This window comes from Frondihabitans sp. PhB188 (genome assembly GCF_003752365.1).
Classification (GTDB): domain Bacteria; phylum Actinomycetota; class Actinomycetes; order Actinomycetales; family Microbacteriaceae; genus Frondihabitans.
Map to the genome: position 1 here is coordinate 571,459 of NZ_RJUO01000003.1, position 21,400 is coordinate 592,858.

At 70.9% G+C, this 21,400-nt stretch carries 22 protein-coding genes; 11 read left to right on the top strand and 11 right to left on the bottom strand.

Translation table 11 applies throughout. From position 1 onward, the window contains the following. Positions 1 to 195 precede the first annotated feature (195 nt). Positions 196 to 1,398, bottom strand: a complete 1,203-nt coding sequence (locus EDF46_RS11435) for a TetR/AcrR family transcriptional regulator (protein WP_123506385.1) — start codon at positions 1,396 to 1,398, stop codon at positions 196 to 198. Positions 1,399 to 1,598: 200 nt separating this feature from the next. Here EDF46_RS11435 and EDF46_RS11440 point away from each other — a divergent pair, with 200 nt between their 5' ends. Genes EDF46_RS11440 through EDF46_RS11460 form a run of 5 tightly spaced genes read left to right on the top strand, consistent with a single transcriptional unit; the run spans position 1,599 to position 6,148 of the window. Further along, a complete protein-coding gene (locus EDF46_RS11440; RefSeq protein ID WP_370454093.1) occupies positions 1,599 to 2,249 on the top strand; it encodes an ABC transporter permease in 651 nt (216 codons plus the stop codon). Next, on the top strand, positions 2,236 to 3,489 hold the full coding sequence (locus EDF46_RS11445) for an ATP-binding cassette domain-containing protein (RefSeq protein ID WP_123506386.1): 1,254 nt from the start codon (positions 2,236 to 2,238) through the stop codon (positions 3,487 to 3,489). Before EDF46_RS11440 ends, EDF46_RS11445 begins: the two co-directional genes overlap by 14 nt. Next, positions 3,486 to 4,247 (top strand): ABC transporter permease, encoded by a 762-nt coding sequence (locus EDF46_RS11450; protein ID WP_123506387.1) that lies wholly within the window; start codon positions 3,486 to 3,488, stop codon positions 4,245 to 4,247. Before EDF46_RS11445 ends, EDF46_RS11450 begins: the two co-directional genes overlap by 4 nt. Next, positions 4,244 to 5,251, top strand: coding sequence for a glycine betaine ABC transporter substrate-binding protein (locus EDF46_RS11455; RefSeq protein WP_123506388.1), 1,008 nt, complete (start codon positions 4,244 to 4,246; stop codon positions 5,249 to 5,251). The genes EDF46_RS11450 and EDF46_RS11455 overlap by 4 nt, the downstream gene beginning before the upstream one ends. A gap of 60 nt (positions 5,252 to 5,311) precedes the next feature. Then, positions 5,312 to 6,148: a PhzF family phenazine biosynthesis protein gene (locus tag EDF46_RS11460; protein WP_123506389.1), complete on the top strand. Its 837-nt coding sequence runs from the start codon at positions 5,312 to 5,314 to the stop codon at positions 6,146 to 6,148. Positions 6,149 to 6,440: 292 nt separating this feature from the next. On the opposite strand, the gene EDF46_RS11465 is transcribed toward EDF46_RS11460, so the two are convergent. From EDF46_RS11465 to EDF46_RS11475, 3 genes are all read right to left on the bottom strand, one after another. Further along, positions 6,441 to 7,250 carry a hypothetical protein gene (locus tag EDF46_RS11465; protein ID WP_123506390.1) on the bottom strand — a complete coding sequence of 270 codons (810 nt, stop codon included), beginning with the start codon at positions 7,248 to 7,250 and terminating at the stop codon, positions 6,441 to 6,443. 201 nt (positions 7,251 to 7,451) lie between these two features. Then, positions 7,452 to 8,585, bottom strand: a complete 1,134-nt coding sequence (locus tag EDF46_RS11470) for a Gfo/Idh/MocA family protein (protein ID WP_123506391.1) — start codon at positions 8,583 to 8,585, stop codon at positions 7,452 to 7,454. Further along, on the bottom strand, positions 8,585 to 9,409 hold the full coding sequence (locus EDF46_RS11475) for a sugar phosphate isomerase/epimerase (protein ID WP_123506392.1): 825 nt from the start codon (positions 9,407 to 9,409) through the stop codon (positions 8,585 to 8,587). Before EDF46_RS11475 ends, EDF46_RS11470 begins: the two co-directional genes overlap by 1 nt. Positions 9,410 to 9,543: 134 nt before the next feature. On the opposite strand from EDF46_RS11475, the gene EDF46_RS11480 reads away from it, so the two are divergent. Then, complete coding sequence (locus EDF46_RS11480; protein WP_123506557.1) at positions 9,544 to 10,134, top strand: TetR/AcrR family transcriptional regulator; 591 nt, start codon at positions 9,544 to 9,546, stop codon at positions 10,132 to 10,134. Positions 10,135 to 10,143: 9 nt separating this feature from the next. Further along, positions 10,144 to 10,611: an S-ribosylhomocysteine lyase gene (locus EDF46_RS11485; RefSeq protein ID WP_123506393.1), complete on the top strand. Its 468-nt coding sequence runs from the start codon at positions 10,144 to 10,146 to the stop codon at positions 10,609 to 10,611. 24 nt (positions 10,612 to 10,635) lie between these two features. Here EDF46_RS11485 and EDF46_RS11490 read toward each other — a convergent pair whose 3' ends face one another. Then, a complete protein-coding gene (locus EDF46_RS11490) occupies positions 10,636 to 11,841 on the bottom strand; it encodes a Gfo/Idh/MocA family protein (protein ID WP_123506394.1) in 1,206 nt (401 codons plus the stop codon). Between the two features lie 96 nt (positions 11,842 to 11,937). Beyond that, positions 11,938 to 12,942 (bottom strand): LacI family DNA-binding transcriptional regulator, encoded by a 1,005-nt coding sequence (locus tag EDF46_RS11495; protein WP_233580000.1) that lies wholly within the window; start codon positions 12,940 to 12,942, stop codon positions 11,938 to 11,940. Positions 12,943 to 13,007: 65 nt separating this feature from the next. Between EDF46_RS11495 and EDF46_RS11500 the strand changes: the two genes are divergently transcribed. The 3 genes from EDF46_RS11500 to EDF46_RS11510 all read left to right on the top strand — a co-directional run bounded on the left by EDF46_RS11500 (position 13,008) and on the right by EDF46_RS11510 (position 15,188). Then, on the top strand, positions 13,008 to 13,622 hold the full coding sequence (locus EDF46_RS11500) for a DedA family protein (protein WP_233580001.1): 615 nt from the start codon (positions 13,008 to 13,010) through the stop codon (positions 13,620 to 13,622). A gap of 64 nt (positions 13,623 to 13,686) precedes the next feature. Next, positions 13,687 to 13,992: a hypothetical protein gene (locus EDF46_RS11505; RefSeq protein ID WP_123506395.1), complete on the top strand. Its 306-nt coding sequence runs from the start codon at positions 13,687 to 13,689 to the stop codon at positions 13,990 to 13,992. A gap of 140 nt (positions 13,993 to 14,132) precedes the next feature. Then, positions 14,133 to 15,188: an FUSC family protein gene (locus tag EDF46_RS11510; RefSeq protein ID WP_123506396.1), complete on the top strand. Its 1,056-nt coding sequence runs from the start codon at positions 14,133 to 14,135 to the stop codon at positions 15,186 to 15,188. Between the two features lie 175 nt (positions 15,189 to 15,363). On the opposite strand, the gene EDF46_RS11515 is transcribed toward EDF46_RS11510, so the two are convergent. After that, on the bottom strand, positions 15,364 to 16,632 hold the full coding sequence (locus EDF46_RS11515) for an MFS transporter (protein ID WP_158614226.1): 1,269 nt from the start codon (positions 16,630 to 16,632) through the stop codon (positions 15,364 to 15,366). A gap of 118 nt (positions 16,633 to 16,750) precedes the next feature. Here EDF46_RS11515 and EDF46_RS18015 point away from each other — a divergent pair, with 118 nt between their 5' ends. Further along, on the top strand, positions 16,751 to 17,341 hold the full coding sequence (locus tag EDF46_RS18015; protein ID WP_158614227.1) for a hypothetical protein: 591 nt from the start codon (positions 16,751 to 16,753) through the stop codon (positions 17,339 to 17,341). Positions 17,342 to 17,360: 19 nt separating this feature from the next. Here the strand turns inward: EDF46_RS18015 and EDF46_RS11520 are convergent, their stop codons facing one another. The 4 genes from EDF46_RS11520 to EDF46_RS11535 are packed head-to-tail and all read right to left on the bottom strand — an operon-like array spanning position 17,361 to position 21,304. After that, positions 17,361 to 18,638 (bottom strand): aminotransferase class III-fold pyridoxal phosphate-dependent enzyme, encoded by a 1,278-nt coding sequence (locus EDF46_RS11520; RefSeq protein WP_123506398.1) that lies wholly within the window; start codon positions 18,636 to 18,638, stop codon positions 17,361 to 17,363. A 10-nt stretch (positions 18,639 to 18,648) separates the two neighbouring features. Next, positions 18,649 to 19,419 (bottom strand): hypothetical protein, encoded by a 771-nt coding sequence (locus tag EDF46_RS11525; RefSeq protein WP_123506399.1) that lies wholly within the window; start codon positions 19,417 to 19,419, stop codon positions 18,649 to 18,651. Beyond that, positions 19,419 to 20,696, bottom strand: a complete 1,278-nt coding sequence (locus tag EDF46_RS11530) for an MFS transporter (protein ID WP_123506400.1) — start codon at positions 20,694 to 20,696, stop codon at positions 19,419 to 19,421. The genes EDF46_RS11525 and EDF46_RS11530 overlap by 1 nt, the downstream gene beginning before the upstream one ends. Further along, positions 20,693 to 21,304 (bottom strand): TetR/AcrR family transcriptional regulator, encoded by a 612-nt coding sequence (locus tag EDF46_RS11535; RefSeq protein ID WP_123506401.1) that lies wholly within the window; start codon positions 21,302 to 21,304, stop codon positions 20,693 to 20,695. The genes EDF46_RS11530 and EDF46_RS11535 overlap by 4 nt, the downstream gene beginning before the upstream one ends. Between the last annotated feature and the right edge of the window lie 96 nt (positions 21,305 to 21,400).

The window sequence follows — 21,400 nt, forward strand, 5'->3', positions numbered from 1 at the left end:
CCTCGCACGCAGAAGGCCCGTCGTCCCCGAACTAGACGGCGGGCCTTGCAGTTGTGCGGGTGCGACGGCCGAACCCGAATCGGCCGTCACTCGATCTCCGCGGCCCCTACACCCCGTCTAATCGAGCTTGCCTCGTGAATGTAGCAAGGTTCGACCACAAAGTTAATACCTGGTCGAGAAAATGTTGTCTCGTGGTCAGGTGAGGTGCCGCGACGGCACCAGCGCCCGGTTGATCTCGGTACGGATCAGTTCGGCGGCGCCCTCCATGGGCAGGTAGAACGTCTGGATCCGCAGACCCTCCCAGAGCGCCAGCGTCCACGTCGCCTCCGCCACCGGTTCGACACCCGGCGCCAGCTCGCCCGCAGCCTCGACATCGCGGAAGACCCCCACCAGGCGGTCGAGCTGACCGCCGAACCGCGTGACGAAGTAGCCGTTCGCCGGATGCTGGGGCTCGATCGCCTCGAACGCCAGCGCCGACCGCACGCGCTCGATCTCCGCCTCGTTCTCGCGGGTGGTGCTCCGGGCGACCTCGTGCACCAGGCGCAGGAACTCGCCCCCGTCTCGCGCGATCCCCCGCGGAATCCGCGTGGCCAGCTCCGTCCCGTCCGAGTCGAAGACGCCCTGCAGCAGCGCCTGCTTGGTGGGGTAGTGGTAGAGCAGCGTGCTGTGGGCGATGCCGGCGTTCGCGGCGATCTCGCGGATCCTCGCGTCCCGGTAGCCCGAGCCGGCGAAGACCCGGATGGCGGAGCGCAGGATCCGCGCCTCGACCGCGTCGTCGTCACCGCGAGGCGCGTCCGACGCGGCGGCGGGCTCTCCCCGGGGCGCCGCCGGGGTCTCCGTCGTCGCGCCCGTCCGCAGCCGGTAGGCGAGCGACTGCGCGGCGTCGACCCGCCCGGGCAGGTACAGCCCGAGGAGGCGGAGGCCGTCCCAGGCGGCGTGCAGGGCCGGACCGACCGAGCCGAACTCGCCGATCAGCCTGGCGTGGACGCCGTTCATCTGGCCGATGATCCAGTCGTGCCCGAGGTGCTCCGGCGTCCGCGCCTCGCCGAGCATCACCGTGTATAGCTCCGTCTCCCGGCGCCGCGAGGCGAGCTGCTCGGCCTGGAGCACGATCCGCTCGGCCGCGTCGAGCCGGCCGAGCTCGGAGCCGGTGAGGGCGGCCAGGTTGCGGTCCTGGATGCGCTCGAGCAGGGCGACGAACAGAGCCTGCTTCGTGGCGAAGTGGCGGGCCACACCCGGAGCGCTCATCCCGGCCGCGACCGACACCCGTCGGATCGACGTCTCGGCATAGCCGCCCTCGGCGAGAGCCCGCTCGGCGGCGTCGAGGATCTCCACCCGCGACGCGGCACTCCGCAGCCGACGCCCGTCGGGGCGACTGCTGTCCGAGGCGGGATTCACGAGGTCCTCTCAAGGTCGATGGGGCCCGACTCTACGCGGATCGACCGAACTTAGTTACTCCCTGGTCGAACGTCTGCCATCCGTCTGATTCGAGGGAAACGCGAAACGTCACTAGGCTGGTCGGCATTTGCTCGCGACGGGTGTCGCCCAGACGAGCCGTGACCTCGTGCTTACTGATGTGAACGGAACGAATACGACTGATGCTGTGGAAATTTCTCGTCGACCGATGGGACCAGATCTGGTTCTCGTCCTGGCAGCATCTGTCGCTGGTGATCCAGTGCCTCGTGCTCGCCGTGGTGATCGCGCTGGTGATCGCCGCCCTCGTCTACCGGAGCCGGACCTGGAGCGGGATCGCCAACGGCGTCTCCGCCGTGGGGCTCACGATCCCGTCCTTCGCCCTGATCGGGCTCCTGATCGCGCCGCTCGGCTTCGGCGTCGTGCCGTCGGTCGTCGTGGTGACCTTCTTCGCCGCGCTGCCGATCCTGCGCAACGCCGTCGTCGGCCTCTCGGAGGTCGATGAGGGCGTCGTCGAGTCGGCGCGCGGCATCGGCATGAGCCGGTTCCGCACCTTCGCCACCGTCGAGCTGCCTCTGGCCTGGCCCATCATCCTGACCGGCGTGCGCATCTCGGCGCAGATGGTCATGGGCGTGGCGGCCGTGACGGCCTACGGCCTCGGCCCCGGTCTCGGCGGCTTCGTCTTCTCGGGTCTGTCGCGCCTCGGCGGCGCCAACTCCCTGCAGTCCGTCGTGGTCGGGGTGGTGGGCGTCGTCGTCCTCGCCTTCGTCCTCGACCTCCTTCTTCTCGGCCTCGGCCGACTGACCATCTCGCGAGGTATCCGTGTCGCACGCTGACCCCACCACCACCACCACCACCACCACCGACTCCGGTCGCAGCATCCTGCTCGACCAGGTCACCAAGCGCTACCCCGGCCAGGCGAAGCCCGCCGTCGACGGCATCACCCTCGAGATCCCCGCCGGCAAGATCGTCATGCTCGTGGGCCCCTCGGGCTGCGGCAAGACCACGACGCTCAAGATGATCAACCGGCTCATCGAGCCGACCGAGGGCCGCATCGTCCTCGGCGACGACGACGTGACCGGCATCGACGGCGACGAGCTGCGCCGCCAGATCGGCTACGTCATCCAGGCCGGCGGGCTCTTCCCGCACATGACGGTCGCAACCAACATCGGCGTCGTGCCGAAGATGCTGGGCTGGTCGAAAGACCGGATCGCCGCCCGCGTCGACGAGCTCCTCGAGCTCGTGTCGCTCGACCCCGAGGTCTACCGCGACCGCTTCCCCAAAGAGCTCTCGGGCGGACAGCAGCAGCGCGTCGGAGTCGCCCGCGCCCTCGCCGCCGACCCGCCCGTGCTGCTGATGGACGAGCCCTTCGGCGCCGTCGATCCGATCACGCGCCAGCGCCTGCAGGACGAGCTGATCAACATCCAGCACGAGCTGCACAAGACCATCGTGATCGTCACCCACGACTTCGACGAGGCCGTGAAGCTCGGCGACTGGATCGTCGTCTTCTCGGAGGGGGCGCACATCGTGCAGTACGACACCCCCGAGCGGATCCTCGCCGAGCCCGCCAACGAGTTCGTCGAGAACTTCATCGGCGCCGGCGCAGGCCTCAAGCAGCTCACGCTCAACCGCGTGCGCGACGTCGAGCTCGCCGACGCGGTCGTCGTCCAGGCGGGCGAATCCGCCGCCGCGGTGCTCGCGCGCATCGAGGCCGCCGGTCACGGCCACGCCGTGATCGTCGACTCCCGCGAGCGCCCGATCCGCTGGCCCTCGAAGCGCCAGCTCGGCCGCATGGAGACCGTGCCGTCCGACGTCGACGCGAACCTCCCGGTCGTCGGACAGGGCGCGACGCTGAACGACGCCCTCGACACCATGCTCGTGTCGAGCGCGGGGGCCGCCCTGGTGACGGGGCCGCGCGACCGGTTCGTCGGCGTGATCACCGTCGAGGTGGTCATGGAGGCGATCACGCGCTCCCGCCGGCTGGCGGCGGAGAGCGCCGAGAAGCCGGTCGGCACGAACACCGGCACGTTCGACGTCGTCGTGGATCCTGCGCTCGCCTCCGAGGCCCCGGCATGAGCGACGTCGTCACCGCCCGCGCGCCGGCGAGCACGCACCCCTGGCGCGGCCTCGCCGCACAGCCGATCGCCGTGCTCGTGGTGCTCGCCGGCTTCGTCGTCTGGCTGAACACGGCCGACCTCTCGGCGTCGGAGCGCTCGACCCTCAACCCGGCCGATCTGCTCGACTACACGGGCCAGCACCTGGCGCTCACCTTCGTGTCAGCCGTCATCGTGCTCGTCATCGCGATCCCGCTCGGTGTGCTCCTGACCCGTCCGCCGCTGAACCGCGCCAGCGGCGTGATCCTGGCCGTCAGCAACGTCGGCCAGGCGGCACCCGCCATCGGCCTCGTCGTGCTCCTCGCCTTCTGGCTCGGCTTCTCGTTCTGGGCTGCGGTCGTCGCGCTCGTGGCCTACGCGATCCTGCCGGTGCTGCGCAACACGATGATCGGCATCCAGAGCGTCGACGCCCGGCTCGTCGAGGCGGGCCGCGGCATGGGCATGTCGGCGTTCTCCGTGCTGATGAAGGTCGAGCTGCCCCTGGCGGTGCCCGTGATGCTCTCGGGCATCCGCACGGCCCTCGTGCTCCTGGTCGGCTCGGCCGCCCTCGCGACCTTCATCGGCGCCGGCGGACTCGGGCTGCTCATCACGACCGGCGTGACGCTCTTCCTGCCGAAGGTGCTCGTCTCGGGCGCCCTTCTCATCGCCCTGCTCGCCCTCCTGATCGACTGGCTCGGCCGCATGGTCGAGCACGTCGCCCGACCGAAGGGACTCCGATGACCCGCCGCCGCCCGATCCTGACCTCCGCTCTGGTCGCAGGAACTGCCGCCTCCGCCCTCCTCCTCACCGGCTGCGGGCTCCAGCCCGCGACGGCCTTCGTGCCGGCCACCGCTCCGGGCACCATCAAGCCGATCGCCGGCCTCCCCGACGACGCGCACCTCACCGTGACGACGAAGAACTTCACCGAGCAGCTGATCCTCGGCAAGATCGCCGTGCTGGCGGCGCAGACCGCGGGCTTCGATGTGACCGACATGACGAACACGCCCGGCAGTGTCGCGGTGCGCCAGCTGATGCTGACCGGCGGCGCCGACATGACGTACGAGTACACGGGCACAGCGTGGCTGACCTACCTCGGCAACACGAAGGGCATCCCCGACAAGCAGAAGCAGTACGCGGCGGTCCGCGACGCCGACGCCGCGAACGGCCTCGACTGGCTGACGCCCGCGCCGCTCAACAACACGTACGCGATGGCCGTGCGGTCGGAGGCCGTGAAAGACCTCGACGGCATCTCGTCGCTGTCGCAGATCAAAGACCTGCCGGTCTCGGAGCGGACCTTCTGCGTCGAGTCGGAGTTCAACTCGCGCGCCGACGGGTTCAGGCCGATGCTCGCGAAGTACGGGCTGAAGCTCGGCTCGTCGGGAGAGGACGGCGTGCCGTCGTCGAATGTCAGCATCCTCGACACCGGCACCGTGTACACGGCGACCGACCGCGGCAAGTGCAACTTCGGAGAGGTGTTCACGACCGACGGCCGGATCAACTCGCTCGACCTGACGGTGCTCGACGACGACGAGGGGTTCTTCCCCGCCTACAACGTCGCGCCGGTCTTCGCCTCCGCCACGCTGAAGGAGTACCCGCAGCTGAAGGGCGTCTTCGACCAGATCTCGCCGAAGCTGACCGACACCCAGATGCGCAAGCTGAACCTGAAGGTCGATGTCGACGGCGAAGAGCCCGCCGACGTCGCATTCGACTGGATGGTGAAGGAAGGCTTCATCAGCAGGCCCTAGCGGGCCAGGGGCCGCCGATTGGCCCTTTCGGCGGCCCCTGACCACCCCTAGCGTTGCCGCATGATCAAGCGCTCCTTCTCTCAGGTCGACGTCTTCTCGTCGGTGCCCTACCTCGGCAACCCGGTCGCTGTCGTGCTCGACGCCGACGGAGTGACCGACGAGGCCATGGCCGCGTTCGCGCGCTGGACGAACCTCTCCGAGACCACGTTCGTGCTGCCGCCGACCACGCCCGACGCCGACTACCGCCTCCGCATCTTCACGCCGGGCGGCGAGCTCCCGTTCGCCGGCCACCCGACGCTCGGCTCGGCGCACGCCTGGCTCGAGGCCGGCGGCGTCCCCGCCCGCGGCGACCTGATCGTGCAGGAGTGCATCGCGGGCCTGATCGACATCCGCCGCGACGGCGCCACCCTGGCCTTCGCCGCTCCCCCGACCACGCGCTCCGGCCCGGTCGACGAGGAGACCGTCGAGCGCATCGCCCGAGGGCTGGGAGTCGAGCGCTCCGAGATCCTCAGCCACCAGTGGATCGTCAACGGCCCGCCGTGGCTGGCCGTCGAGCTCGCGTCGGCCGAGAGGGTCCTGGCCCTCGAGCCCGACCTGTCGATCATCCCCGACCTGAACACGGGCGTCTTCGGCGCCTACCCCGAGGGCCATGAGCACGCCCACGAGGTGCGCGGCTTCGTGCCGATCATCGGCGTGCCCGAAGACCCGGTGACCGGCAGCCTCAACGCGTCGCTCGCCCAGTGGCTGCACCGCGAGGGCCGCACGCCCGCCGCCTACACGAACGGCCAGGGCACGCGCCTCGGCCGCGACGGCGTCGTGCGCATCACGGTCGTCGACGACGCGGTCTGGGTCGGCGGCGAGAGCACGACGGCGATCGCCGGGACCGTGCTGCTGTAGCCGCGCCGGGTTCGGCTCGGCGGCGGGGGCGAGTTCCTGCGCCCCTAGTCGCCGTGGCTTCTGCGTCGATGTCGGACCAGCAAGCTCATGCCCACGAGGCCTAGTAAGTACCCGGGTAGCCACCACCCGAGCGCTGGCTCGTCGATGGGAGCCGGCCGGACGACTCCGATCACCGTCCACGCCACGACCGGAGAGACTGCCACGAGTGCACCCCCGACACGACCGAGTCGCAGCAGGGCGATTCCAAGAGCACACCCGAGCGCGAGGCCGAAGGCGACTGAACTGGTCACCGTCAGCACTTCGGGAAAGTCGGCCACCACGTGCCGATGGTCGGCGGGAATCCGACGATGTGGGCTCGGATGCACTTCCCGCCGGAGAGCTGGGCGGCGCTGAAGGCAGCGAAGACTCCGCACCCGACCATGAGGGCGCGCATTGCGGGATGTGGAGCCTTGGCAAGCAGCGCGGTGCAACTGCCGACCGTGCCGACGACCGTAAAGCTCTCGCTCTTGGTGAACGTGATCTGGTAGTAGCCGACGTACGTCTTGATCGTCGGATCGGCGACCACCGGGTAGACGGTGTCCCGACGAGTCGTTACTTCTTGAACGAGCCTGGACCCGTCTACGACATACCGAGTCGCCAGCCTGACCCCATGCGAGTCCACTGCCCACGGTGCCGCGATCCCGGCCAGGAACTCACCGTCTTCGTCGCTGACGCTCACGCGACCGTCGGCCAGGACGAACAGCTCCGTGTCAGGACCGAAATCCCAGCTCGCGGTTTGCCCCGCCGTCGTGAGCACTGCTGCAAGTCGCGTCGTCTCAGGATCCAAGCGATCGACTGTGTACGCAGGAGCCCTGCTTGATGCCGCCCTGGCGTCGGTTGCTACGGCAACTCCGGCCGCGGAATCGCCAACGGCGACCCGTTCGCCTGGCACCGCCACCAGCGGCTTTGCGGGGTCTATGTCGTCATCGAGGCCCATCATGCCCTCGGCGCGGGCCACGGCGTCGGTCGCCGACGGCGAGGCGGACGCGTAAGCGGCCCCGGGAACGGACGTGGCGGCGATCACTGCAACGGTGATGATGCCTAAGAACAGGTGTCTCTTCATTGAAGCCTCACTCTCATTTTCATTCAACATACTGGATGAGAAGTCGGGATTTCAAGGAATGATCGCATCGCCCGCAGACGATGCAGAAACGGCTCGATCCCTCCGGAAGAGCGGAGGGGGCGAGCCGATTCAGCGGGCCGGAGCCCCAAAAGCGCGGGGCCGCGCGGGCAGGGCCGCGGGCACCGCGCCGCGGGCGCGGCGCTACAGGGTGGCCGCGAGCGGATCGAACGACTCGGGCAGCGACGGCACGGGGCCGACGGTGCTCTCGACGTCGACGTACTCACGGCGGGCAACGCTCTCCTCGACGGCGACCATGGTGTCGAGCACGTGGTAGCCGACCTCGCCGGTGGCGACGTGGACTCCGCCGCCGCGGATGGCCCGGGCGATGTCGAGCACGCCGAGTCCGCGGCCGAAGACCTCGCCGACGTCGGGCAGGGTCTCCCAGTCCTGCTCGATCGGGAACCCGGTGATCCCGGTCAGCGGGCGCACGACCTTGATCGGGGTGTCGCCGAAGGTGTTCGGGTCGGGCAGCACGATCGTGCCCTCGGTGCCGTTGACCTCGAAGACCCCGTGGCGGAACAGCGCGGTGTCGTTGCTGAGCAGGCTCTGCGCCGCTCCCCCGCCCTCGAACGACGACAGCACGCTGAGATGGGTCGGCACCTCGACGGGGAACACCTCGCCGGTGCGGGGGCCCTCCTTGATCGTGCGGGTGGCCTGCGCCTTCGTGCCGAAAGCCGCGACCGACTCGATCGGACCGAACAGGTGCACGAGCGCCGTGAAGTAGTACGGGCCCATGTCGAACAGCGGGCCGGCGCCCTTCGCGAACAGGAAGTCGGCGTTGGGGTGCATGAGGTCGGGCCCCTGCCACTGCATGCTCGTCACGGCGGTCAGCGGCGTGCCGATGATGCCGCCTTCGATCGCGCGCTTGGCGGCCTGCCAGCCGGCGCCGAGCACGGTGTCCGGTGCGATGCCGAGACGGAGGCCGGAACTCGCGGCGAGCTCGACGAGCCCCTTCGCCGTGGCGCGGTCGACGCCGATCGGCTTCTCGCTCCAGACGTGCTTCCCGGCCTCGAGTGCACTCGTCGACACGGCCACGTGGGCCGCCGGGATGGTCAGGTTGACGACGATCTCGACGTCGGGGTCGGCGAGCACGTCGTCGGCCGTGCCCGAGCGGGGCACGCCCCGTTTGGCGGCCTGCGCGGCCGCGCGCTCGGTGTCGATGTCGCCGATCACCAGCACCTCGACATCGGGGAAGCGCGTGAGGTTGGCGAGGTAGGCGTCGCTGATCATGCCGGCTCCGATGAAGCCGACTCCGACCCTGCCGGTGCCGGGCATCAGGCGCTCGCCTTCGTGCCGGCGGCGTCGATCTCGGCGATCGTCGCGGTCAGCCAGTCGAAGCTGCCCTGGACTCCGTCGAAGACGTCGCCCTGGAACCCGTCGAACTCGATGACGGCGTACTTCAGGTGCGGGTTCGAGGCCAGCGCGGCGGCCAGCGGCACGTCGCCCCGGCCGGCCGAGACCTGGTCGGTCGGGACGTTCGCCGTCGTGATCTCGCGGTCCATCGGGCCGTCTTTCACGTGGACGGCGAGCACCTGCTCGCCCAGCCCGGAGACGAACTCGGCGATGTCGACGTGCGCGGCGGTCGCCCAGTAGAGGTCGACCTCGAGCTTCACGGCAGGATCGATGAGCTCGGCGAGCACGGCCAGGGCCGGCTTGCCCTCGATGATCGACCGGAGCTCGTGGTCGTGGTTGTGGTACCCGACGAGGAGCCCCTCCTTCGCCGCGTCGATCGACGCCGCGTTGAGAGCGTCGGCGATGCGCTTCACGCCGTCGAGGGTCGACCACTCGTCGACTCCGACGAACGGGTCGATGACGGTCGTCATGCCGAGCTCGGCCGCGGCTCCGAATGTCTCGGCGCGGCTGGGGGCCGTCATCGTCGTGCCGTCGGGCAGCGGGATCTCGGACTGCACCAGGAAGGCGTGGCCGGTCGCCGCGGTGATGCCGTGGGCGCCGAACGACATCGCGAGCTGCGGCGCGCGTCGCACGAAGTCGAAGGCCTCGACCGTCGTGAAGCCGATCTCGGCGAGGCGGGCGAGGCCGCCGTCGAGATCGGACTCGAGGGCGGAATTGACTGTGTAGAGCTGGAGCGAGATGTCCATCGGTTCTCCCAGAGTGAGCCGGGCGTCTTCGCCCGGGACGCGCGCCTGTGGCCGTCGCGACGACCGTAGCACCGAAAACCTCCACGTGGATGTTTTTCTGCGAGGGGACCTCGCTGAACGGCTACTCTCGGGACATGACCACCCGAGGCCCGTACCCGAAGGGCGTCCAGCGCCGACGCGAGATCCTCGACCGCGCCCTCGAGGTGTTCGCCGAGAAGGGCTTCGAGAGCACCTCCCTGCGGGCCATCGGCGAGGCGATCGGCGTCTCGCACGCGGCCCTGTCGCACTACTTCGAGTCGCGGGAGGCTCTGCTCGTCGAGGTGCTGCGCGAGCGCGACCTCCAGGGCGCTGAAGCCATCGCCGACATCGACGGCGTGCTCGAGCGGACCACGGTCATCGCCGAGCACAACAAGAACGTGCCGGGGCTGGTCGGCCTGCACACGGTGATGATGGCGTCCGCCGTCGAGCCGGGTCACGAGGTCGCGACCGAGTTCTTCACCGACCGATTCGAGAGGGGACGCGAGTCCACGCGAGCGGCTCTCGAGCACGACCTGGCCGAGCGCGGCATCGCCCCCGGCGTCGACCTCGACGACCTCGCGTCGCTGATCATGGCCGCGTCGGACGGCCTGCAGGTGCAGTGGCTGCTCGACGACCGGATCGACATCCCGCGCATCCTCGCCCTGATCGAGCGCATCGTCGTTCCCGCGCGCACCGACGGTGCGTAGGCTCGTCCCATGGAAGAAAAGCGCATGAACGTCGAGTCGTTCAACCTCGACCACCGCATCGTGAAGGCGCCGTTCGTCCGGCTCGCCGATCACAAAGACCTGCCGGGCGGCGACACGCTCTCGAAGTACGACCTCCGTTTCGCCCAGCCGAACGTCTCGCGGCTCGACATGAAGGCCGTGCACTCCCTCGAGCACCTGTTCGCCGAGCACTCGCGCAACCACTCGTCTAAGGTGATCGACTTCTCGCCGATGGGCTGCCAGACCGGCTTCTACCTGCTGCTCGAGGGCACGCCCGAGGTCGACGACGTCTACACGCTCATCGAGCAGACGCTGACCGACATCCTCGCGGCGACGGAGGTTCCGGCCGCGAACGAGACGCAGTGCGGCTGGGGCTCGAACCACTCGCTGGAGGCCGCGCAGGACGCCGCCCGGGAGTTCCTGCGCCAGCGTGACGAGTGGTCGCAGATCTACGCGTGATCGGCCCTCGCCAGGGCAGCCCGGTCAGAGGGCGGGGGTCGGCGCGGCGTACGTGAGCGGCCCGTCGACGGGCGGCACGTCGTGCCAGGCGCCGTCGACGAGGGACTTCTCGGCGGCCTCGACGATGGCGGCCGCCGCGAGCCCGTCGGCGACCGAGGGCGCGATCTGCGTGCCGGAGAGCACCGACGCCACGAACTGCGCCGCCTCGATCGTCTTGAGGTCGTCGAAGCCCATGCCCGTTCCGCCGCCCGGCTGGAAGCGCCCGAATTCGCCGTGCCCGGGCGACATGTACACGGTCGAGTAGCCGTACTCGCCGGCCTCGGAGTCGTCGGGCAGGCACACCTCGAGCTCGTTCAGCCGCTGGAAGTCCCACCGCACCGACCCCAGCGTGCCGTAGACCTCGAGCGCGTACTCGGCGCGCGGGCCCCGCATGATCCGGCTGGAGTCCATCGTGCCGACGGCGCCGTTCTCGAACCGCATCAGCAGCGCCGCGTAGTCGTCGTTCTCGACCCGCTTGAGCTCGCCCGATCCGGCGGCCGACCGGTCGACGACGCCCGCCGCCGGGACGGGGCGCTCCGTGATGAACGTCTCGGCCATCGCCGAGACGCTCGCGATCCGGCCGACGACGTACTGCGCGAGGTCGAGGCCGTGCGACAGCAGGTCGCCGAGCACTCCGGAGCCCGCGCGCTCGCGCTCGAAGCGCCAGGTCAGCGGCGCCAGCGGGTTCGACGAGTAGTCGGCGAGCAGGGTGCCGCGCACATTGGTGATGCGCCCGAGGCGGCCGTCGCTCACGAGCTTCTTCATGCGCTCGATCGCCGGGGCGTGACGGTAGTTGAAGCCGACGCAGGTGATGACGCCGGCGCTCGCGACCGCGTCGGCGATCTGGCGCGAGTCGGATGCGTAGCGCCCCATCGGCTTCTCGATCCAGAACGGCTTGCCCGCGGCGGCGGCGGCGACGGCCATCTCGCGGTGCAGGAAGTTCGGCGAGCAGATCGACACGACGTCGACGGCGGGGTCGGCGAGCACCTCGCGGTAGTCGCTCACCGAGCGCTCGTAGCCGAGGCGCGACACGGCCTCGGCGGCGGCCTGAGGCACCGGATCGGCGGCGACGACGAAGCGGGGCGACACGTCGAGCTCGGGGAAGTGGTCCGGAAGGGCGCGGTAGGCCCGCGAGTGGAGGCGGCCCATCCAGCCCACGCTGATGAGTCCGATGCCGAGTTCCTGCGCCATTGAAGCTCCTTCGATTCGTACCGGCGTTCGCGGCGAGCACGACTAGAGCGCTCTAGTCTGACGATACCAGGCCGCTCATGTCATGACAAACACGGCTCAGGAACTCGGGGCGGTCGCCGACGACCGCACCACGAGCCGCGGCGAGAGCGACACGTCGACGACCTCCCCGGCCGGATTCTCGAGCCGCCACAGGGCGGCCTCCGCGCTCCGCCTCCCGAGGTCGAGCGCGTGCTGGTCGACCGACGTCAGGCCCACCGCCCGCAGCCCCGAGAGCGGGCTGTCGTCGTAGCCCACCACTGAGAGGTCGTCGGGAACCCGCAGGCCGAGGCGCCCGGCTGCCTCGACGACGCCGAGGGCTGCCAGGTCGTTGTTCGCGAACACCGCCGTGGGGCGCCCCGGCCCGCCCAGCAGCGGGGTCGCCACCGCGAGCGCGGCCTCCAGTGTCGGCACCGCCGTGACGACCTGCGGCGTCAGCCCGAGCTCGCGCATCCGCACCTCGTACCCGGCGCGGCGGTCGGTGCGGCCGTCGGTGGGCGGCACGGCGAGGTGGGCGATCCTGCGGTGGCCCAGGAAGTAGAGGTGGTCGACGACGAGGCGGGCGCCCGCCAGGTCGTCGGCGTAGACGCTGTCGACGCCGGGCACTCGACGAGCGACGCTGACGAGGCGGTCGGCGCCGACGAGCGCGATCAGCTCGCGGTCGGAGAGCACGGCGCCGGCCGCGAGGACGACGTCGGCCCGCGCGCCGAGGAGCGTCTCGAGCGCCAGGCGGTCGCGGGTGCCCGCCGTGTCGCCGACGCCGAGCACGAGGTGGGCACCCGCTTCTTCGGTCACGGCGCTGACGCCGTCGAAGATGTCGGCGAAGACGGGGTTGCGCAGGTCGAGAAGGAAGAGACCCAGCGACCTCCCGGTGCGGCTCGCCAGGCGCGAGGCCACCGTGTTCGGGCGGTATCGGAGCGCTCGGCCCGCGGCGAGGATGTGCTCGCGGGTCTCGTCGCTGACACCCGCGACACCGCGGTACGCGATGCTCACGAGCGAGCGCGACACCCCGGCGGCCGCGGCGACGTCGTCCATGGTGACGCGGGGGCGGGAGGTCTCGGGCATGGCCACAGTGTTTCACGCGGCCGATTCTTCGCCGTTTCTGAGAGCCGCCGATTCAGGATCAGGCCGTGATCTTCGACCCGCAGTCTTTCCTGACCTCGCTCGGCCCCGCCGTGCTCATCGGCCTCGGCGTGATGGTGTTCATCGAGTCGGGGCTGCTGTTCCCCTTCCTTCCCGGCGACTCGCTGCTGTTCACCGCCGGGCTGCTGGCCGCGAGCGGCGTGATCGGCGTACCCGTGTGGCTCGTCATCGTCGTGGCCTTCGTCGCAGCCGCCCTCGGCGACCAGGTCGGCTACTGGCTCGGACACCGTTTCGGGCGCCGCCTGTTCAGGCCCGACGCCCGCCTCCTGAAGACGAAGCACCTCGAGGAGGCCGAGGCCTTCTTCGCGCGGTACGGCGGCGCGGCGCTGATCCTGGGCCGATTCGTGCCGGTGGTGCGCACCTACGTGCCGCTGGCCGCAGGCACGAGCCGGTACCGGTACAGCCGGTTCTCAGTCTGGAACCTCGCGGGCTCCTCGATCTGGACGGCCAGCGTCTCGATCCTCGGCGTGATCCTCGGTCGGATCCCGTTCGTCCGCACGCACATCGACGTGCTGTCGATCCTGGTGGTGGCGGTCTCGGTCCTGCCGATCGTCGTCAGCGGCGTCGTGCGCGTGAGGAGGTCGCGGACCCCTGTGGCGTGAGCAGGCGGCCGCGACCCGATCGCGCCATACTGGCGAGGTCCGCCTCACACCTCAGGAGCCCCTCATGTCAGACATCTCCGACGCCTACGACGAGCTCGTCCTCGACCTCAGCCAGGACGAGGACGACGATGTCACCGTGACCGACGACGGGCTTCTGGCCCGCGGCACGCTCTTCCTCTACCTCGAAGGCGACTCGATCGTCATCAAGCTCCCGGCCGACCGCAGCGACGACCTCGTCGCCCGCGGCGTCGCGAAGGCGCACGCCGACGGAGCCGGCTGGGTCTCGATCGCCGACGTCGAGCTGTGGCCGGAGCTCGCGGGCGAGTCGCACTCGTTCGTCGGCGAGCCCGCTGTCGGCGGCGAGAGCTAGGCGCTCCTTCTCGCGAGATGGCCCTCGCCGTCGGCCCGGCATGCCCGAACCGACGGCGAGGGCCATCTCGCCGTTGTCGATCGGCTTCTCGGGGCGTAGGATGATTATGTTCTTATAACTGATCGAGAGGCGGGGAGCGGGTGAGCTCGAGCACAGCGCCAGGCGGAGCAGTCTCCGAGTGGCGGCGCGAGCTCCTGTCGGTCCTCCCGCACAACCGCGCGCACTGGGGTGCCGTGCGTGCGGCGATCGTCATCACGGTCCCGATCGCGACCCTCGCCCTCACCGGGCACGCCGACCTGACGCTCTACGCCACGTTCGGCGCCATGGCCGGCGTCTTCGGCCGCCACGCGACCTACTCCGCACGCCTCTACCAGCAGGCGGTCGCCGGCCTCAGCCTCTCGCTGGCCGTGTTCGTCGGCACGGCGGTCGGGGTCGTCGCACCAGGTTCGTTCCTGGCCGTCGGCGCAATCGCCGCCCTCTCGCTCGTCGGCCTCCTCGTCTCGAAGCGCGTCGGCCTGCTCCCGGTGCCGTCGCTGTTCCTCGTCTTCGCGGCGGGGAGCACGTCGTCGTTCCACCACGCGCCGGCCGACCTCGTGCTGGCGGCCGCCCTGCCGCTCGGGGCCGCGGCGCTGGCGATCGTGGTCGGGCAGGTCGGCCGGATCCTGCCCCCGTCTCGCGCCACCAAGCACCCCCGTCGCGAGATCGTGCCCCTGCGCGCCGTGCTCGCGGCACCGGGCGCTCGGCTCGAGATGGTGCGGTACGTCGTCGGCCCCCTCGTCGCCGGAGCCATCGCCACGGGCGTCGGCATCGGCCACCCGTACTGGGCGGCCGTCGCTGCGACCGTCCCGCTCACCGGGGCCACCCTCGGCGCGAAGTTCGGCCGCGGCACGCAGCGCCTCGTCGGAACCGTCGTCGGCGTGCTGCTCGCAGCCGCGCTCATCGGAGCCGACCCGCCGCTGGGCGTCCTGATCGCCGCCGTCGGCGTGGCCCAGCTGCTCGCCGAGCTGTTCGTGCTCCGCAACTACGCGCTGGCGACCATGGCCGTCACGCCGCTCGCCCTGATCATGGTGCACCTGGCGTCGCCCGCCCCGCTCGGGACGCTCATCGCCGACCGGCTCGTCGAGACGGTCATCGGAGTGCTCGTCGCGCTGGTGCTGCTCGTCGTGACGTCGCCGCGGCGTCGCGCGCGGACCTAGGCCCCGTGGCGTAGCGCGTGCGCGTCGTGCTGCACCACGATCAGGACTCGGCACCACGCGGGCCTCGCAGCACACCACGATCAGGACTCGGCACCACGACTCTCTGCGGTGCGGAGTCCCGATCGTGGTGCGAGCCAAGGGCCTGCCGGCAGGCAGGCGGCCAGGGGGGCGCGCCCTACGCGTCGTGCGGCGCCCCGATGATCCCGATCTCGCCGGTGACGGGCGCGAGCGACGGGTCCTGCTTGAGCGGGAACAGCCACCGGTTGGCGATCACGACGATGGTGAACACGCCGATCACGACGGCGCCGAACGGGGCGAGGAAGCGCACATCGCCGGCCGCGAGGATGGCCCCGCCGACCAGCGAGCCGCTCGAGATGCCGATCTGCGCGGCACTCTGCCGGATCGCCGACGCCGAGTCGCGGGCCTGCGGCGCCACGCGCATCGCGGTCTGCTGCACGATGAGCGGCACCGATGAGAATCCGGCGCCCCACACCAGCACGGCGATGACCGTCACGACGGTGCTGCGGGTGATCGAGAGCGTGACCAGGGCGAGCACGACGGCCGTGAAGCAGCCGATCAGCGCCGCACCCGGGCGTCGGTCGACGATCCGCCCGACGACGACCGTGGCCGCGAGCCCCATCGCGCCGTAGCCGAGCAGCAGCAGGCTGAGGCCCGATCCGCTGATGTGCCCGCTCCGCTCCACGATGGGCGCGGTGAACGTGTAGGCGGCGTAGTGGCCGAGGCACCCGAGCGTCGTGACCGCGCAGACGAGAGTGATGGCGCGCGAGCCGAGCAGCCGGCGCACGGCGGAGAACTGCGACCGCATGCTCGAGGCGGCCTGAGCACGGGTGACCGGGGTCTTCGGAAGGAAGACGATCACGCCGACGAGCGCCACGGTCCCGGCCCCGGCGAGCACCCCGTACGCGGCGCGCCAGCCGACGGCCTGGCCGAGCAGCGTGGTGATGGGCACGCCCAGCACCATTCCGACGGTCGTCCCGGCCATGACCAGCGACGCCGCCTTGCCGCCCTGCCCGCGGGGCCCGAGCCGCTGGGCGACCGGGGCCATCACCGACCAGAACACCCCGTGCGCCAGCGCGGTCAGGATCCGCGCGATCACCAGCACCAGGAAGGTCGGCGCCAGGGCGGCGGCCGTCTGCGACACGACGTACGCGGCGACGAGGCAGGCGATGAGCACGTGCCGCGGCACCTTGAGAGTGAGGCTGGTCAGCGGGATCGCCCCGGCCGCCGCGAATGCGGCGTAGACGGTGACGAGCAGCCCGACCTGCGCGGGAGTCACCTGCAGCCCCGACGCGATCTGCGGCAGCAGCCCGACCGGCAGGGTCTCGGCGGTGAAGTAGACGAAGCCGGTGCCGGCGAGCGCGGCGATTGCTCCGTACCGGAGACGGTCGGGGTAGTCCGTGGTGGGCGCCGCCGTTGTCGTCACAGGCTCAGCGTAGCCCTGCCCCCGTCCCGCTCCGGGCGCAGGAACTGGCGCCCCGCCGCCGAGCCTCTTCTCGCGCCCGGCTCCGCCCGATAGCGTGGTGGCCCGCGAGAGGAGCACCATGACCGAACTCGACGAGGCCATCGAGCGCTTCGCGCGGCCGCGGCGGAACGTCGTCGCCGTGCCCGAGGAGACCGATGAGCAGGCGGGTTCGTGGGCCCTCGAGCTGCTCCTCGCCGAGACGGCCATCGCGTTGCGGAGGCGCGGGATCGAGCCGGTCCCGACCGTGATGGAGGCCCGCGCGGGCGTGTACAAGGCCGTCGCGGCGTGCTGGCCGCTGGAGCTGTTCGCCCTGACGACGCGGGGCGTCGCCCTGCCCTACACGATGCTCACCGGCTCCGCCTTCGGCATCGAGCCTCCCCCGCGGCCGGACGCCCCGGTCATCTGCGTGCGCCCGACCCCGATCGTCGTCGGGCCCGGGCCGGGCGACGTCGAGGTCAACCGTCGCGGGCAGCTCCTGTGGCGCTGGTCGGCTCCCGCCGACGGCCGTCACAGCGCCGGCCCCATCGTCGACCAGCCGTGGACGACCGGCTTCCGCGAGCGCTTCGACGTCAACGCCTCGCAGCACCGGCCGGGGCCGCTCGTCGAGCCGCTCGCCTTCGCGATCGTCGACCACCTCGCCGGGCGCCTGGAGCGCGGCATCGTCCACTGACCGGCGCCCGCACCACCGCCTAGCGCCGTGCGGCCACGATCCCGAACGCCTCGTGCGCGATCTCGAGCGAGCGGTCGACGTCCGCCTCGGTGAGCGCCGCGTTGATGAAGTGGTTGTGGTGCGATGTGATGAACATCCCGCGCTGCACGCACTCGGCGACCCACTGCTGGTGCAGCATCAGCGAGTCGTCGTCGGCCAGCCGCAGATAGAACAGTGCCGGCTCGCCGGAGGTCGCCAGGGTGAGCCCGTGGTCGGCGGCACCCGCGACCAGGCCGGAGGTCAGCCGCTCGCCGAGCGACCGGAACAGCGTGGGCGCGTCGAGCTCCCGGAGCTTCGTGAGACACGCGATGCCCGCCGCGAACGGCACGGCGCTCATCCAGTAGCTGCCGGTGTAGGTGATGCTGCTGACGGCGTCCTTCAGGGAGTCGCGGCCGCAGAGCGCCGACACGTTGTAGCCGTTCGCGAGCGCTTTGCAGAAGCAGATCAGGTCGGCACGGAAGCCGTAGAAGTGGTCGGAGCCGGCGAGGTCGAGCCGGAACCCGGCACGCACGTCGTCGACGATGAGCACGACGCCGTGCTCGTCGCAGAGGCGGCGCACCGCCTGCCAGTAGCCGTCGGCGGGCAGCTCGTTGTCGACGAAGTTGCCGTGCATGTACGGCTGGGCGATGAGTCCGGCGATCTCGCCGCGGTGCTCCCGTAGGGTCGTCTCGAGAGCGGCCAGGTCGTTGAACGGCACCGTGAGGTTGTTCGCGACGTCCTCTTCGAGCACCCCGGGGTAGTCGAGCTTCTGCGTCCAGGGTGCGACGCCGTGGTAGTAGCCCTTGACGAAGACGATCTTCTTGCGGTGCGTCGCGGCCCGGGCCGTCATCACGGCGAGGGTCGTGACGTCGCCGCCGTTCTTGGCGAAGAACGCCCAGTCGGCGCTGGCGACGGTGTCGACGAGCAGCTCGGCGAAGTCGACCATGATCGACGAGGGGATCGTGACGACGTCCTCCTGACGCTGCTGCGCCTCGGCCGCGGCGACGACGTCGGGGTCGTTGTAGCCGAGCACGTTGGGGCCGTAGCCGCACATGTAGTCGATGTACTCGTTGTCGTCGAGGTCCCAGAAGCGGGTGCCCTCGGCGCGCGACGAGAACCGCGGAAAGGCGTCCTCGGGGATGTAGCAGCCCTCCGACGGCCCCTGGTGGCCGTAGATGCCGGATGGGATCACGGCGGTGGCGCGGGCGAAGGCGGCGCGGCTCTTCGGGTACTTGTAGGGCTCCGTGGTGAACGGCTTGGCGGGGGTCGAGATGCTCATGCGTTGTCCTTTACGAGAGGTACTGACCGGCGCGGTCGAGGATGCGGCTGACGTTGTCGACCATCGGCACGTAGCCGCTCATGGCGAGGCGTCCGTCGCAGACGCAGGCGAGCGCGCTGAGGTCGCCCGCGAGGATGCCTCGGGCGACCTCCATGTCGGCGAACGCGAGGATCGCGCGGGGCGACGGCGACTCGGCGGCGACGAACGTCAGGCGGTGGTCGGCGACGCGCAGCGTGTACGAGACGGCGTCGCCGATGCGCACCGACAGATCGCCGTCGGGCATGAGGCTCGCGCTGGCTCGTCCGCTGCGGTCGTGCGTCGCGAGCTCGGCGACGGCGCCCAGGGCGACGACGAGGGTGAGGACCGTGCTCGTGTCGCGGAAGCCCTCGTCGGCGAGGTCGTCGGCGGAGGGCCGGAGGTATCTCGTGAGGAGCTCGGCCAGGGGCGCGAAGACCCCGGTGAGGAAGGCGATGCGGTGGAGACCCGTGACCGGGATGGGTGTCGCGGTTCCTGCGATCACCTTGTTGAAGGCGCGGGGCCCGGCGAACGGGAGCGTGATCGTGCCCCGGCCGGTCGCGGGGTCGACGGTCACCCCGCCGTCGGCGAAGCGCAGGGCGGCTCGCGGCCCCCCGCGCACGGCGAACCCGATCGACGTCGGCCGATCGTCTCTCTCGACCAGCGCGCGGGCCTCGGGCACTCGGGCGCAGAGCTCGCCGAGTGCTCCGAGCACCCCGTGCAGGTTGACGAACGCCAGAGCGCGGTCGTCGATCGTCGTCAGCATCAGCGGACCCCTTTCACGGGAGCGAGGGCCGCGGCGCCGGCGATGCCGAAGACGCCGACGGCCACGAAGAGCAGCCAGAAGCCGCCGACCGCGACCACGAGACCGGCGCCGGCGAGCGGTGCCAGGGCCTGCGGGATCGCGTAGGCGATGTTCATGATGCCCAGGTCTTTGCCGCGATCGACGGCCGACGGCAGCACCTCGGTGGCGAGGGCCTGGTCGACTGCGAGGAACGCGCCGAACCCGAAGCCCGACAGCGCCCCGGCCACGTAGACCATGGGCTCGGAGGGAGCGGCGATGAGCAGGATCCCCGCGGCCGCCTGCATCACGGCCGTGATGACGACGAACATCTTGCGGCGGCCCAGCCGGTCGGACAGCCCGCCGAACCACAGCGACGCGATCACCGAGAACACGCTGTAGATCACCGTCGTGACGAGCAGGACCGTCTCGGCGTCGCCCTCGGGCAGCGTCAGCCCGAACATCAGGAAGTACAGCAGCAGCGTCGTCGTGAGCGCGTTCGCCCAGTTGACGAGCACGCGGCTCAGCAGCGTCCAGCCGAAATCCGGGTGGGTCCTCGGGTCGATCCAGAATCCGCGCAGGAACTCGGCCACCCCCAGCCGCGGCCGCTCGCTCCGGGCCAGCACCCGGTCGGGCATCCGCACCGCGAACGCCGCCACGCACACGACGAGCAGCACGGCGACGAGCGCGTAGCCGGCGAACAGCGATAGCCCGAGCGCGAGCACCGCGAGCAGCCCCACCAGCGCGCCGACCGGCTGCGGCGCCGCCATCCATCCCGAGATCGTGCCGCGCTGGCCGACCGGCACCTGGTCCGAGATCACGGCCGTCAGGGCCGCCGTCAGCACGCAGAAGCCGACGAGCGTCACCACCCAGAACACGGTGACCCCGACGATGGACGACTGCACGCCGAGCAGCACGAGTCCGATGGCGAAGAGCACCGCTCCCGCGGCGATCCACGGCCGGCGCCGGCCGAACGGCGACAGGGTGCGGTCGGACAGCGCACCGGTGAGCGGGTACGCCACGAGCGCGAAGACGCCGGCGATCGCCGACACCACGCCGAACGCGACGACGTTGGCCACCCAGTCGGCCGGGTCGAGCTTCAGGACGGCGGCGACCTGCTCGGGCAGCAGGAGCTGGATGGGGGTGAGCTGCGCGATCCAGATGCCGAACCAGGCGAGCGAGAAGAGCTGGATCCAGCGGCGGCCGACCGGAGCGCGGAGGGCGGCGGCCGTCGCCTCGACGGTGACCTCGTCGGCGCTCACACCTGCACCCGCTGCGCGGCGAAGCCGGCCAGGCTCGCCGCGGCGAGCCGGGCGGTGCGCCGGGCCGCCTCGGTGTCGCGGTCGGCGAGCCAGGTCGTCGTGAGGCCGTCGAGCAGCACGATCGCGAGCCGGGCGATCTCGGCCGGCGGCACCGTCCACTCGACGCCGGCCCGGGTGGCCAGCGCGCCCTCGGCGAGCGCGAACGAGCTCGCGTAGTAGTCGCGGGCACGGCCTTCGAGGCCCGGCGTGCGCTGCGCGTAGGCCATCAGCTCGAGGAGGGCCTGCTGCTGGTCGGGGTGGGCGGCCAGGACGTCGAGATACAGGTCGAGGGCCCGGAGCACGACGGTCTCGAGGTCGGCGTCGACGTCGGAGTCGATCTCGACGGCCGCGACGGCGATGGCCCGCTCGCCCTCGGTCACCGACTCGATGACGCGGTCGATGAGGTGGTCGTACGAGTCGAACGCGTAGTGGAACGCCGACAGGGGCACCCGTGCCTCGGCCGTGATCGCCCGGGTCGACGCCGAGGCGACGCCCTGCCGCGCGATGACCCGGATCGCCGCGTCGACGAGCAGCTGCCGCGTCTCGGCGAGTGGTCGTCGCTGTGCCATGGCATCCCTCTCGGTCGATCGTCCAGGTCGGTCGATCCGAAGCACAGTCTGGCCGTGCCCGAGCGCCGCGGCTAGAGGACGCCGAGAGCTGTTACA